11 protein-coding genes and 1 other RNA gene are annotated in these 13,353 nt (G+C 28.6%); 11 read left to right on the forward strand and 1 reads right to left on the reverse strand.

The genetic code is table 11. The features are described 5' to 3' along the window. Nucleotides 1–165: 165 nt before the first annotated feature. Complete coding sequence (locus L3B98_RS01075) at nucleotides 166–1,404, forward strand: GNAT family N-acetyltransferase (protein WP_015391057.1); 1,239 nt, start codon at nucleotides 166–168, stop codon at nucleotides 1,402–1,404. An 86-nt stretch (nucleotides 1,405–1,490) separates the two neighbouring features. On the opposite strand, the gene L3B98_RS01080 is transcribed toward L3B98_RS01075, so the two are convergent. Then, a complete protein-coding gene (locus L3B98_RS01080; protein WP_015391058.1) occupies nucleotides 1,491–2,555 on the reverse strand; it encodes a CotS family spore coat protein in 1,065 nt (354 codons plus the stop codon). Between the two features lie 233 nt (nucleotides 2,556–2,788). On the opposite strand from L3B98_RS01080, the gene L3B98_RS01085 reads away from it, so the two are divergent. From L3B98_RS01085 to L3B98_RS01130, 10 genes are all read left to right on the forward strand, one after another. After that, on the forward strand, nucleotides 2,789–3,814 hold the full coding sequence (locus L3B98_RS01085; protein ID WP_015391059.1) for a deoxyguanosinetriphosphate triphosphohydrolase: 1,026 nt from the start codon (nucleotides 2,789–2,791) through the stop codon (nucleotides 3,812–3,814). 211 nt (nucleotides 3,815–4,025) lie between these two features. Further along, nucleotides 4,026–5,807, forward strand: a complete 1,782-nt coding sequence (dnaG, locus tag L3B98_RS01090) for a DNA primase (protein ID WP_015391060.1) — start codon at nucleotides 4,026–4,028, stop codon at nucleotides 5,805–5,807. A 5-nt stretch (nucleotides 5,808–5,812) separates the two neighbouring features. Further along, complete coding sequence (rpoD, locus tag L3B98_RS01095; protein ID WP_015391061.1) at nucleotides 5,813–6,949, forward strand: RNA polymerase sigma factor RpoD; 1,137 nt, start codon at nucleotides 5,813–5,815, stop codon at nucleotides 6,947–6,949. 339 nt (nucleotides 6,950–7,288) lie between these two features. Continuing rightward, on the forward strand, nucleotides 7,289–7,981 hold the full coding sequence (locus tag L3B98_RS01100) for a class I SAM-dependent methyltransferase (protein WP_238915216.1): 693 nt from the start codon (nucleotides 7,289–7,291) through the stop codon (nucleotides 7,979–7,981). 12 nt (nucleotides 7,982–7,993) lie between these two features. Continuing rightward, entirely contained in the window at nucleotides 7,994–8,785 is a 792-nt protein-coding gene (locus tag L3B98_RS01105) for a Nif3-like dinuclear metal center hexameric protein (protein WP_077360824.1), read from the forward strand. Between the two features lie 609 nt (nucleotides 8,786–9,394). Then, a complete protein-coding gene (locus tag L3B98_RS01110; RefSeq protein ID WP_238915218.1) occupies nucleotides 9,395–9,697 on the forward strand; it encodes a hypothetical protein in 303 nt (100 codons plus the stop codon). Nucleotides 9,698–9,766: 69 nt separating this feature from the next. After that, an RNA gene (gene rnpB, locus L3B98_RS01115) (RNase P RNA component class A) lies at nucleotides 9,767–10,114 on the forward strand. Nucleotides 10,115–10,316: 202 nt separating this feature from the next. After that, the gene (locus tag L3B98_RS01120; protein ID WP_015391065.1) at nucleotides 10,317–11,081 is read left to right on the forward strand and encodes a MurR/RpiR family transcriptional regulator; all 765 of its coding nucleotides are present in this window, start codon (nucleotides 10,317–10,319) and stop codon (nucleotides 11,079–11,081) included. A 429-nt stretch (nucleotides 11,082–11,510) separates the two neighbouring features. Then, nucleotides 11,511–11,840, forward strand: a complete 330-nt coding sequence (locus L3B98_RS01125) for a PTS lactose/cellobiose transporter subunit IIA (RefSeq protein ID WP_015391066.1) — start codon at nucleotides 11,511–11,513, stop codon at nucleotides 11,838–11,840. 3 nt (nucleotides 11,841–11,843) lie between these two features. Continuing rightward, nucleotides 11,844–13,253, forward strand: a complete 1,410-nt coding sequence (locus tag L3B98_RS01130; RefSeq protein WP_238915219.1) for a GH1 family beta-glucosidase — start codon at nucleotides 11,844–11,846, stop codon at nucleotides 13,251–13,253. Nucleotides 13,254–13,353: the final 100 nt, after the last annotated feature.

The following is a 13,353-nucleotide window of genomic DNA, read 5'->3' on the forward strand; positions in this document are numbered from 1 at the left end:
AATTTTTAGTATAAAAAAATTAAGAGATTGGAACTTGAAAATTATAAGTTAAGTTCTAATCTCTTATTTTTCTATAAAATGTAAACTATAATAGTGAGTATTAAGGTATAATAAATTATATACTTATATTTGGTATTGATTTTTGATATAAAACATGGAGGAGTTATGGAAAATAAGGATAATTTCATTGAAGCATATGGTGATTTTAAAATGCGAAAATTAACTGAAGATGATTTAGAGCAGTTTAATGGCCTTTTACGTTATGCTTTTCAGATAACAATGGATGAACTTTTGCATACTGGATGGACAGAGGATCAAATTATGCATGCAAAGATGCCTATTCTTAAAAATGCATATGTGCTTGGGTGGTTTTATCATGACAGATTAGCTTCGATGATTGTGGTATATTCAATGAAAGTTAATATTCATGATAATATCTGTAAAATGGGAGGAGTAACTGGAGTTGCTACTTATCCAGAGTATACAGGTAAAGGCTTAATACATTCCTTAATAAAACATGCAATTTTTCACATGCAGAAAGAGGGGCAATATATTTCATTCTTATATCCTTACTCAATTCCTCTGTATAGAAAACATGGTTGGGAAATTATTTCAGATAAAATAACTTTTAGAATAAAAGATTCTCAGCTACCTAAAAAAAGACCTGTAGATGGTATGATGGAGAGGGTAGACTTAGAATGTGAAGATCTCTTAAATGTACATGATTATTATTCTATGCAGCGCCATGGAGCAATGATTAGGGATAAATTAGCTTGGGATGAATATTGGCGTTGGGATAGTGATGATATTATTGCAGCTATTTATTATACTAAAAATCATAAACCACTTGGTTATCTTATTTACTATATAAGGAATGACACCTTTTATATTAAAGAAATGGTTTATTTAAATACTGAAGCACGGCATGGAATTTGGAATTATATAAGTGCGCATTATTCTATGGTAAGCGAAGTAAAAGGAAATAATTTCTCAGGAGAACCAATGGCATTTTTATTTGAAGATAGTGAAATAGTTGAAACTATTGAGCCATATTTTATGGCAAGAATTATAAATGTAAAAGAATTTATATTACAATATACATTCTTAGAGATATCTCAAAAGATAAAAATAAGTTTAAAAATAAATGATCCAATTGCTGAATGGAATAATGGAGTGTTTATGCTTTACTGGGAAGAGGAAGAAACAATTTGCGAAAAGACTGATGACATATATGCAGCTAATTTGGTAGAAATGGATATTCAAACCTTAACCACTATGTTAATGGGCTATAAGCGCCCTACATTTCTATATGAGTGTGGAAGAATAAAAACAGAATATTATATGTTGAGAATTCTTGAACAATTAATACCAGTAGAAAAACCATATTTTTCGGATTATTTTTAACATTAAAATTAGTAAGTTGTACAATTTTATATATAAACAAATTAGTAATTAGGACACTGAAAAAGCTTTGTTTTTCAGTGTCAATTTTATAAATTTGCATTAAAATTTTTTTGTACAGCATTAATTATTTCTAAAGCAAATTCATATTGAGAATCTGATTTTGAAATTGTATTTGAAAGTAAAGTTAAGAAAGCCGATTTATTACATTTATTTATATTATTATAGTAATCCCTTGATATTCTCCAATATTTTTGTGGGAAACAAACATAAGATAATATATATCTTAAGTCTGATTCATTTAATGGAGCAGATTCATTATAAGTTTTTAATATTGATAAGGCTAAATCAACATTCCATTTTGTATTTTCACGTTTAAGTAATCTACGCATGAAATATGACAAGTCTTTTGAACTATAATCCATTTTACATTTGTCAAAATCTATTATCCACGGGTCTGAATCAGGAGGGAAAATTAAATTTTTGTTTACATAATCACCGTGACATAGAGACTTACTTAACTTGGAATTATCAATTTTATTTGATATATCTAATGAAATTTGTGCAAGACGCAAATTTGTTTCAAAACTTGAAATAAAATATCTCGAAAAGGTATCTTTAAACTTAAATGCTTCATTCGAAGCTTTCAGCAAATCTTGAAAATGCTTTAAGGTTGATATGTAAAAATCATCAAATCCTTCTCTTTGAGAACCTCCTAAAATAGGCTGAAAATTACGTGACAGTGAGTGAATAGTGGAAAGTTTTTTGACAGATATTAAAACATGATTTATGTTATCGAAATTGCACTTTTCACCTTCAATCCATGGTGTCAATATAAAAAGCATACCTTGGTAAGATACAAATCTATTGTTATCAATAGTGGGTAAAAGTTTAGGGACTCTTATGTTGTTTCTATATAACCATTCGATGGCAGAATATACATAAAGTAAATCATTTATATTATAATAAACTTTTTTTAAACAATAATTTTTTTCTTTAAAACGAACTTTATATACAGCTCTTTGCTTATCTGTATCTTTAAATTTGATTACTGACACAAGGGCGTTCTCTAATCTATAGTATGGCAAAACATATTGCTTTATAATTTCAGGTGAAAGATTAGATTCTTGTAAAGATAAAATTTCAGTCCCCATTAAAACACTCCTTTATATGGTGAATATTTAATAAAACAAATTTTCTATTAAGAAAAGTTGTTTTATTAAATAATATTAAAATAATATTAGTAATATACTTAAAGAGTGTTATTAAAAATAAATTTTTAATTAATTTAGATATTATTTTTTAATTATTTGCAAATAATAAATATGGCTAAAAATTAAAGGGAAATGATGAAAAAGGTAGAATACATAAAGTGAGGTGAAAATGTATGGATGTAAGAGAAAAAATTCAGAATTTTGAAAACTTGACATTGATTAAAGAAGCAGCATTTTCCAAAAACACTTTAGGAAGAAATATAGAAGAAACAGAAGATGACATAAGAACATGTTATATGGTTGATAGAGATAGAATAATTCAAAGCAAATCTTTTAGGCGTCTTAAACATAAAACGCAAGTATATATAAAAACTTTTGGAGATCATTACAGAACTAGGCTGACTCATACTTTAGAAGTGTCACAAGTTGCAAGAACTATAGGGGTTGGAATTGGGTTAAATGAAAATCTAATTGAAGCTATAGCTTTAGGACATGATTTAGGGCATGTTGCATTTGCTCATAATGGAGAAGAAGTTCTTAATGATTATTTAGAAAATGGATTTAGGCATAATGAACAAAGTGTAAGGGTAGTTACAAAGCTTGAAAATAATGGATTAGGCCTCAATTTAACTAAAGAAGTGATTAATGGAATATTAAATCATAGCGGTCTTGGTACTGTTAAAGACATAATTACTTTAGAAGGTGTGGTAGTTAAGTTTAGTGATAAAATGGCATATTTAAATCATGATATTGATGATTCAATAAGGGCAGGTTTGTTGACAAAGGAAGAGATTCCAAAAGAAATAGTCAGAGTTTTAGGTAATAACTCAGCTGAAAGATTAAATACTCTAATTAAAGATTTTGTTAAAACTTCAAATGAGAACATAAATAATGGTAAAAAAGAAGTTGGAATGAGTAAAGAAATTAATGAAGCAATGGTAGAACTTAGAAAGTTTATGTTTAAAAATATATATTTAGGGGATACCTTAAAGGTTGAGAGAAATAAAGCTAAATTTATATTAGATGAAATAATAAAATATTTCGAGAAAAATCCAGAAAAGATGCCAGATATGTATTTAAAAATATCTAAAGCAGAAAGCCTTAAGAGAGGTGTTGCGGATTATGTTGCAGGAATGAGTGATGATTATTGTTTAGCATTATTTAATAATTTATTTGTGCCTAAATTAGTAATAAATTAATTAAAATAATAAAATCATTTTAAATAAAAAAGGATTTTATTATTTAAAAACGAATTAATTAATACATAGTAATATTTTTTGATGAATATTACTTAAATGAGTTAACTAAAAAAATAAATTTTAAATTTTATTTAAATTATAGAAGGGAAACTCATTAACGTGTCGAATAATATATAACTGGCGAAAAAGCAGAATGGAAGGAGATGTCTCCTTGCAAGTATCAGAAGAAGTAATTCAGAAAATAAAAGAACAGAATGATATTGTTGATATTATTTCAGAAGATGTAAGGTTAAAAAAATCAGGCAGAAATTATATGGGGTTATGTCCATTTCATAATGATAAATCCCCATCATTTAGTGTTTCTAGTGAAAAGCAAATATATAAATGTTTTTCATGTGGAGAAGCAGGAAATGTATTTACATTCGTTATGAAATATAAGAAACTCACTTTTGTAGAAGCAGCAAAATACCTAGCTGCTAAGGCAAATATTCCATTGCAAATAGAAAATTCAGAAAATAGTAAAATTTCTAGAAAAAAAGAACTTTTATATAAAATAAATGTAGAAGCAGCTAGATATTATTTTTCTAATTTACAAAGGAATAGAACAGCAAAAGATTATTTCCTTAAACGAGGAATTAAAGAGGAAACTATAAAGCGATTTGGATTAGGGTATTCCAATGATGAGTGGCAGGGAGTAATAAATTATTTAAGAAGAAAAGGATATAAAAATGATTTGTTACTTGAAGCTGGATTAGTTTCTAAAAGTGAAAAAAGTGGAAATATATATGATAAATTTAGAAATCGTGTTATGTTTCCAGTATTTGATGTTAGAGGAAAAGTAATTGGCTTTGGAGGCAGGGTTTTAGATGATTCAAAACCAAAATATTTAAATTCACCAGAGACCATGGTTTTCCAAAAGGGAATTAATCTTTATGGACTGAATTTTGCAGTTAAAAATAAGCTACAAGAGGACTATATCATTATTGTAGAAGGATATATGGATCTAATAGCACTTCACCAATACGGTATAACAAATGCCGTTGCATCTCTAGGAACTGCACTTACCGTAAATCAAGTAAGACTTTTAAGAAGATATGTAAATAAAGTAATAATTTCTTATGATGCTGATGTTGCAGGGCAAACTGCTACATTAAGAGGATTAGAAATTTTAAGAAGTGCTGGACTTGATGTGAAAGTGTTAACAGTACCAGAAGGAAAAGATCCAGATGAATTTGTGAGAAATAACGGAAAAGATGCATTTTTAAGATTAATAAATGAGGCTTTACCATTAATTGATTATAAAATTAAGCGAGCAGCCCAAGGAATCGATCTTAAAAATCAAAACGACTTAATAGAATATGGAGAAAAATTTGCTGAAATTTTAGCAGACTTAAATCCAATAGAAAAAGACGTATATATAAAGAAGATTTCTGAAGAAACATCGATTAAAGAGCAGGCGTTATATGACTTACTTTCGCAAGTATTAACGAAAAAACAAAAAGAAGATAATTTTGTGAATAAAAAGGGAATTTATGGAACAAAATTATATGTAGAACCAGCATACTTAAAAGCTGAAAGAGCTTTATTAAAATTAATGCTTAATGATGAATTTTATGATGAACTTAAAGACATCATAAAGGTTGGAGATTTTGTAATGAAATCTCATAATAAAATTTATTCATTAATATTAGAAGGTAAAAATGAGGATACTATTAATATAGAATCGTATATAGAGAATAGATGTGATGATGTAGAAAGTTCCAAAGAATTAACAAAAATAAAAGAACACGAAATTCTGGAGTTTGCTGATAAAAGTAGATTGATAAGCGATTACCTAAAGGAAGTTAAAAAATTTAAACTTAAGTTACAAATTGATTCTTTAAAAAAGGAACAAAACAAGTTTGAAAAAGAAGGTAAAATAGAAGAATCTATAAAGATTGCAATAGAACTTGCTAAATTATCGAAGGAACTGAAGGTTGAGGAGAGAGGTTAAAGGTTATGACGGAAGGAGGCAATAACAATATGGAACAAAAAACAAATGGAAAAGCAATAAAACCAAAAGATGATAAAAAAGATAAAAATGCTAAAATGGCTGCTGTAAAAGACTTGATTGACAAAGGAAAGAAAAATGGTTCATTAACATATAAAGAAATTATGGAAACAATGGATCATATTGATTTAAGTCCAGAACAAATAGAAAAAATATATGAAGTTTTAGAAATGACAGGCGTTGAGATTATAGGAGAAGAACCTTCTGATAATACTGTTGAAGAAGAAGAAATAGATTTATCTGTACCAGAAGGTATTGCGATAGACGATCCAGTAAGAATGTATCTAAAAGAAATTGGAAAAGTACCTTTATTGTCTTCTGAACAAGAAATGATTTATGCTAGAGAAATAGAAGAAGGTAATCAAAAAGCTAAAAAGAAATTAGCAGAAGCTAATTTAAGATTAGTTGTTAGTATTGCAAAAAGATATGTTGGAAGAGGAATGTTGTTCTTAGATTTGATACAAGAAGGAAACTTAGGGCTTATAAAAGCTGTAGAAAAATTTGATTATAGGAAAGGCTTTAAGTTTTCAACTTATGCTACATGGTGGATTAGGCAAGCAATAACAAGAGCTATTGCAGATCAAGCAAGAACAATCAGAATTCCTGTTCATATGGTAGAAACTATAAATAAGCTTATAAGAGTGCAAAGGCAATTATTACAAGAACTAGGAAGAGATCCTTTTCCAGAAGAAATTTCAAAGGTTATGGAGCTTCCAGTAGATAAAGTTCGTGAAATTCAAAAAATTGCTCAAGAGCCAGTTTCGTTGGAAACACCAATAGGTGAAGAAGAAGATTCACATTTAGGAGATTTTATTCCAGATGATGAGGCACCAGCACCAGCTGAAGCAGCTGCATTTACAATGCTTAAAGAACAATTAATAAACGTATTAGATACGTTAACACCTAGAGAAGAAAAAGTATTAAGATTGAGATTTGGACTTGATGATGGAAGAGCAAGAACTCTTGAAGAAGTAGGTAAAGAATTTAACGTAACAAGAGAAAGAATTAGACAAATTGAAGCGAAAGCTTTAAGAAAGCTAAGACATCCATCAAGAAGTAAAAAGTTAAAAGATTATTTAGACTAAAAACTTAAGAAGATATTTTTAAAAGTAGTAAGCTGAATTAAATATTTTAGAATATTAGAAAAGCCTATAAATTAATGCACAATGCACAATGAATAATTCGCAATTAGGGATTAAGTAATGAATATAAATCCTTAATTGTGACTTGTAAAATGTTCATTGTGCATTAAAAGTTTTAATGTTATTTATATGTGTTACATTTATAAATGTTCAATTCACCATAGGGTACCCTTTCAGGGCATCAATGATCAATGGATATTGACTTCTTTTTGAAATTTTTGGATTTTGAATAATTCTTTTGTAACATGTATATTTTGATTATATTTTTGAAAGAGGTAAAGCATGGAATTAAGTAAAAGATTAACTTGGATTATTGAAAAGGTAGATAAAGTTCAAGTAATAATGGATATAGGAACTGATCATGGATATATTCCAATTTATTTAGTGAAAAATAATATTGCTCAAAAAGTTATTGCATCTGATATAAACAAAGATCCTTTAAAAAAAGCTAAGATTAATGCAGCTTTAGATGGTGTTTCAGATAAAGTAGATTTAAGACTTGGAGGCGGTTTGCAGCCTTTAAAAAATAATGAAGCACAAGCTGTTATAATAGCTGGAATGGGTGGAAATCTAATTAGAGATATATTAGAAAATGACTTTGATAAAGTGAAAAAATTGGAATACTTAATACTTCAACCAGCCCAAAATCCTGAAGTGTTAAGAGAATATTTATATACAAATAATTATGAAATCCTTGATGAAGATATTTGTTTAGATGATAATAAGTACTATGAATTATTTAAAGTAAGATATAAAAAAGGTGATTATATTTCATTAGAAAATTTATTTTATGAAATAAGTCCTCTAATGTTAAATAAAAAATTACCTTTGCTAAAAGCTTATATAGAAAGTAAAATAGAAAAAAATAAAAAGGTAATAGAATTTATTACTGATAATACTGAACATGCAATAATGAGACGGAATGAATTAAAAGACAAAAATGAAAAATTAGAAAAAATATTAAAAAACTTTTAGGGGGTGGAATTATTGACTAAGGTATTAGATATAGGAAATGAAATTGAAAAAGTTGCACCTGAATTTTTGAAGGAAGACTATGATAATGTAGGCTTAATGGTAGGAGATGAAGAAAAGGAAGTTAAAAAAGTTTTATTAGCTTTGGATTGTACAAAAGAAGTTATAGAGGAAGCAGTAGAACTAAATGCACAGTTAATAATATCTCACCATCCTTTACTTTTTAAAAAGCCTAAAAGTATCACAGCAGGTGATTTGCAAGGAGATAAGATTATAAAATTAATTCAAAAGGATATTGCACTTTATTCTTGTCATACGAATTTAGATAGCACTAAGGATGGAATCAATGATATTTTGGTGAGTATATTAGGATATAACTCATATAAAATAATAGAACCAACTGAATTTAAAAATTGTCCTGGCGCAGGAACAGGAAGGCTTATAAAGTTTGAAGAAGAAATTTTATTGGATGAAATTATACAAAATGTTAAAAATAAATTAAATATAAAAAGCATGAGAGTTGTAAGAGGAAATAATAAAATTAAAACTTTAGCAATAATTAATGGAAGCGGAGGAGATTATTTTTACAAAGCAAAAAGTCTTGGAGCTGAATGCATAATCTCAGGAGACATAACTTATCATTTTGCTTCTGATTTTAAAGAAATGGGAATAAGTATAATCGATGCTGGACACTTTTCAACTGAATTCATTGCTTTTATAAATTCTTTAGAATTTTTGAAGGTTAAATTTAAGGACATAGAATTTGTTCAATCTAATAGGTGCAATGACCCCTTTGAATTTATATAGATACACAACGTAAGAATTAGACTTACGCGAAACTTACCGAAATTAGATACATATTTATTACAGCGGACTTATGAAATTTTCGCTGGATGGGTTCTAAGTGGAAGGTTGCACCCATTTCTGCATGTTCCTAAAGTAAATTTATGACAAGCAGAAAATGGAACAACCTTCCACTAATAACCATCACAGCTTAATTTCATATGCCGCTTGCACAAATATGTATTTAATTTCTAGTATAGAGTTGCGATTATAATTTTTTAATGATGCATGTATATTCCATTTATAAGTTTGATTCTTAAATTCGATATATATAAATTATACACCTTTAAAAAGAGCAGCTATGCTGCAATACGGATCAATTTTAGAAAAGAGCAGCTATGCTGCAATCCGGAACTATTCTGCAATATCGGAACTCATATTAGCGAGTTTTTGTTTATTATTTTCTTGAGTGTACTTAACTAATTTATTGAGAACATGCACCTATAAAAAGAGCAGCTATGCTGCAACATCGGAACTTACATTGGCAATTTTTTACTTGTTATTTATTTTCATATTCCTAATTTATTAGAATTATGCATATAATATTATTGTAATAATAATATGTGGTGTAGCATGAGTAGAAATGATGAAGATAATAAATCGGGAGAGGATTTTAAAAAAGAATTTGGACATTTTTTTAAACATAGCAAAAGAGCTGTAAGAAATTTTTTTAGGGGAGGAAGCTCAAAAAGAAAGACTTGGGGCTGGGGAAATGGATTTTCACCATTTTTCTTTAATAAAAATCCATTATTATGTTTGCTTTATCCTAAATTGATTGTGGCAGGAATAATATTATTGACACTATTATTTTGTGGTGTAAGTCTATATGGAATAATAATAATAATATTATTATTAGTGATATTTATATTAATATAGTAAAAAAATGCAATTTAGTTATTATAAAACATTTGCATATTAGTTAAAATTGTGTTAACATATAGTCTGCGAGTGAGACATGCAATCACTGCTAGACTTAGATCTAGGAGAGGAAAGTCCGAGCTCCATAGGGCAGGGTGCTGGATAACGTCCAGTCAAGGCGACTTGAAGGAAAGTGCAACAGAGATATACCGCCTAAGTTTTCTTAGGTAAGGGTGGAAAGGTGATGGTAAGAGCTCACCAGCGCGTTGGAGACTTCGCGGCTATGTAAACCCCACTTGGAGCAAGACCGAATAGAGAGGCATATGAGGGGCTGCCCGTCCCGCCTCTGGGTGCGTCGCTTGAGCTTACTGGTAACAGTAAGCCTAGATAGATGATTGCTTAGTACAGAACTCGGCTTATGGCTTATCTCGCAACAAGTAATTGCAAGGATTTGAGGAATACACTAGTTGTATTTTCACTTAAGTTTCCCTTGCTTTTTTTTGTTTATAAAGGATTTGGCAGGATATTTGCCGTTTGGAAATTTACATAAATTAGATTTAGTACGTAGAGTATAGTTTTTTTCTTATAATATTGATATAATGCAATAAATAAGGAGTAATATTATGGGGGTGGAAATTTGGATCCAATTAGTTTGATGAAATCAATGGCTTCTACATATACAAAAGTTGAACTTGAAATTTATAATAAATTGATGTCTGACCCAACTTTGATTATGGACAGTACAATTGTAGTACTTTCAGATCACCTTAAAGTATCAAATTCAGCAATAACAAGATTTTGTAAAAAGTTAGGGTATAAAGGATATGTAGAATTTAGATATGATTTTTCTAGTTACTTTAATAAAGAAGAAAAAGATAATGAAGAACATATTGTTAATAGAAGTATTACAACATATTTATCAGTTTTAAGCATTCTTGAAAATATCTTAGATGAACAAGAAATTAAAAAAATTGTATTGCAAATGAAGAATAGCAAGAATATTAGAGTAATAGGAATTGGATCATCAGGATTGGCAGCTAAATATTTAAGATATCGTATTTTTAAATATGGTAGAAATATTGAGGCATTAGATAATAAGTTTGAAATAGATGAAAGTTGTAGCTTAGCAGAAGAAGGTGATATGCTAATTGCTATAACTGATAGTGGAAGAAGTAAGGAAATTAATAAACAAGTTATAGAAGCTTATGAAAATGGAATAACGACTGTAATAATAACAACAAATGATGTAGCTCTTTTAAGAAATAAAGCTAATTTTTATTTTCAGCTACCATCTGTTGGACAATTTTATAGACCAGGTGCATATAATAATCAACCAGTGGTAATGGTATTTTTGGAGATTTTGATTAACTATTATGCCCAACATATCTCTTACGGGCAATGAAAATAAAAACACATTATCTATTAAATTTATTTTAATTATAGATTTAATAGATAATGTGTTTTTTATTTGGAGAAAGTAATGATTGTATAGCGTTTGAATGAAAAACAAACACTACAATAATATTATAAACACTAGCGCTAAAAGTACTAAAACATTAAAACACTACTGGATGGTTTTCAAACAGTATAAGAAATGTATATAAAAGATAAATACTTCTTAAAAATATTTTCAAAAATAAAAATATTTTTAAGAAATATTTTTAATATATAGTAATTGTGAAAAATATTGAAATTATGAAGCTTTTGAATAGTATTTAGGAAGATGAAATTATTTACATTATAATATTTTATAATTTTTTTTCAGTGTTTGGCATTTGGATTGCTTTGTATAATATTCGCAAATGAAAAATAAAAAGTGGAGGAGAGCGCAATGGAAGAATTAGAAATGGCAATTATGAACATTATTGTTAATGCAGGAGATTGTAAAAATCATGCGTATATGGCTCTTAACTATGTAAATGAAGGGACTTATGAAGAAGCTGAAAAAGAAATGCAATTAGCAAATGATGCGTTAGCATTAGCTCATGATGGACAAACAATGTTTCTTCATAAAGAAGCAAATGGTGAAAAAATAAATATTTCAGTTTTATTTGTTCATGCACAGGACCATTTGATGACAGCAATAACGGAGAAGAATTTAATTGAACAAATAATTGAATTGAGAAGAGTAATAAATAAATTAAATTTAAAGGAGAATTAAACTATGAAATTTTCTAAAGACTTTCTATTTGGAGCAGCATCTGCTTCATATCAAGTAGAAGGAGCATACAATGAGGATGGAAAAGGTATATCGAATTGGGATGTATTCTCCAAGATACCAGGAAAAACTTTTGAAGGAACTAATGGTGATGTGGCTGTAGACCATTATCACAGATATAAAGAAGATATAAAACTTATGGCGGAAATTGGATTAGAATCATATAGATTTTCTGTTTCTTGGCCTAGAATAATTCCAAATGGTGATGGAGAAATAAATCAAAAAGGAATTGAATTTTATAACAATATAATAGATGAATGCTTAAAGTATGGAATAGTTCCCTTTGTAACCTTATATCATTGGGATATGCCTAATAACTTAGAGGAAGAAGGAGGATGGACTAATAAGAAAACTATTGATGCCTTTGTAAAGTACGCAGATATATGTTTTGATGCATTTGGGGATAGGGTAAAGCATTGGATAACCTTTAATGAAACTGTTGTTTTTGCAGCATTAGGATATTTAGCCGGAGCACACCCACCAGGTATTAAAAATAACCCTAAAAAGTATTTTCAAGTCACTCATAATGTTTTTACAGCCCATGCTAAAGCAGTACAAAACTATAAAGAAATGAAGCAATTTGGTGAAATAGGAATAACTCATGTATTTTCTCCTGCCTTTAGTGTAGATGATGCAGAAGAGAATATAAAAGCAACATACCATGCTAATCAACATGATATAAATTGGTATTATGATCCAGTATTAAAAGGAAATTATCCAGAATATGTAGTAAAACAATTAGAAAAAAATGATTGGACGCCAGATTGGACAGAGGCTGAACTGTCAGTGATTAAGGAAGCAGCGCCTAAAAATGATTTTATAGGTCTTAATTATTATCAGCCAAAAAGAGTTGCTAAAAATGACATACAAAATGAAAATAGTGAAAGAAGTAGAGAAAATTCTACTGGAGCTCCAGGTAATGCTTCGTTTGATGGTGTTTACAAAACAGTAATGATGGAGGATAAGACCTATACAAAATGGGGATGGGAGATTGCTCCAGATGCATTTTTAGATGGACTTAGGATGTTAAAAGAAAGTTATGGGGATATAAAAATGTATATTACAGAAAATGGTTTAGGAGATGAGGATCCTATTATTGAAGGTGAAATAGTAGATATTCCAAGAATAAAATATATTGAATCCCATTTAAAAGCTGTAAAAAAGGCTATTGAAGAAAATATAAATCTTAAGGGCTATTATGCATGGTCTGCAATCGATTTATTAAGTTGGTTAAATGGATTTAAAAAGCAATATGGATTTATATATGTAGATCATAAAGATAATTTAAATAGAAAGATTAAATTATCAGGTTACTGGTATAAAAAGATAATAGAAGAGAGAGGCGAAAATATTTAATCAAACAAGACTTATTTAGTTTACAGATCTATTATTAACTTTATAAAGCGCGCTATGAAGTTATATGTGATTTGAAACATTAAGTATATATAATTAACTT

This window comes from Clostridium sp. YIM B02555 (assembly GCF_022320955.1).
In the GTDB taxonomy this organism is placed as follows: domain Bacteria; phylum Bacillota; class Clostridia; order Clostridiales; family Clostridiaceae; genus Clostridium; species Clostridium saccharoperbutylacetonicum.

Excerpts from the sequence above, each read along its gene's own strand:
- L3B98_RS01110 (WP_238915218.1), top strand. The coding sequence starts at position 9,395 with ATGAGTAGAAATGATGAAGATAATAAATCGGGAGAGGATTTTAAAAAA.
- L3B98_RS01100 (WP_238915216.1), top strand. The coding sequence starts at position 7,289 with ATGGAATTAAGTAAAAGATTAACTTGGATTATTGAAAAGGTAGATAAA.
- rpoD (WP_015391061.1), top strand. The coding sequence starts at position 5,813 with ATGACGGAAGGAGGCAATAACAATATGGAACAAAAAACAAATGGAAAA.
- L3B98_RS01125 (WP_015391066.1), top strand. The coding sequence starts at position 11,511 with ATGGAAGAATTAGAAATGGCAATTATGAACATTATTGTTAATGCAGGA.
- L3B98_RS01085 (WP_015391059.1), top strand. The coding sequence starts at position 2,789 with ATGGATGTAAGAGAAAAAATTCAGAATTTTGAAAACTTGACATTGATT.
- L3B98_RS01075 (WP_015391057.1), top strand. The coding sequence starts at position 166 with ATGGAAAATAAGGATAATTTCATTGAAGCATATGGTGATTTTAAAATG.
- L3B98_RS01080 (WP_015391058.1), bottom strand. The coding sequence starts at position 2,555 with ATGGGGACTGAAATTTTATCTTTACAAGAATCTAATCTTTCACCTGAA.
- L3B98_RS01130 (WP_238915219.1), top strand. The coding sequence starts at position 11,844 with ATGAAATTTTCTAAAGACTTTCTATTTGGAGCAGCATCTGCTTCATAT.